The organism is Komagataeibacter kakiaceti JCM 25156 (assembly GCF_000613305.1).
Map to the genome: position 1 here is coordinate 1 of NZ_BAIO01000880.1, position 608 is coordinate 608.

The 608-nt window shown below is 68.3% G+C and carries 1 protein-coding gene; it reads left to right on the forward strand.

All coding sequences use genetic code 11. The features are described from left to right. Window positions 1-608 (forward strand): DNA gyrase C-terminal beta-propeller domain-containing protein (locus JCM25156_RS26635; protein ID WP_034961734.1); only part of this gene is annotated, 608 nt, incomplete at both ends.

Consider the following 608-nt stretch of genomic DNA (forward strand, 5'->3'; position numbering starts at 1 on the left):
CGCACGGCGGTGGCCGCCGGGGTGACGACATCATCGTGCGCTCCTTCAACGCGCATACGCACCAGTGGGTGCTGTTCTTCTCCTCGGGCGGGAAAGCGTATCGGGAGAAGGTGTGGCGCCTGCCCGAAGCCAGCCCCACCGCCAAGGGCCGCGCGCTGGTCAACCTGCTGCCCGACCTGGGCAGCGACACGATCACCGCCGTACTGCCCCTGCCGCAGGATGAGGAACTGTGGGAGAACCTGCACCTTGTCTTCGCCACGGCGTCGGGCAGCGTGCGCCGCAACCGGCTGAGCGATTTCCGCAACATCCGCTCATCGGGCCTGATCGCGATGAAGCTTGATGACAATGACCGGCTGATCGGCGTCGCCACCTGCCGCGAGGGGCAGGACGTATTCCTTGGCACGCGCAACGCGCGCTGCATCCGCTTCCAGATCACGGACGACACGCTGCGCGTCTTTGCCGGGCGTGGCAGTTCGGGCGTGCGCGGCATCAGGCTGGCGGAAGGCGACAGCGTGAACAGCCTGTGCGTGCTGAACCACGTCGAGGCCACGGTGGAGGAACGCGCCGCCTACCTGCGCATGGCCAACGCCCGCCGCCGCGCCGAAGCC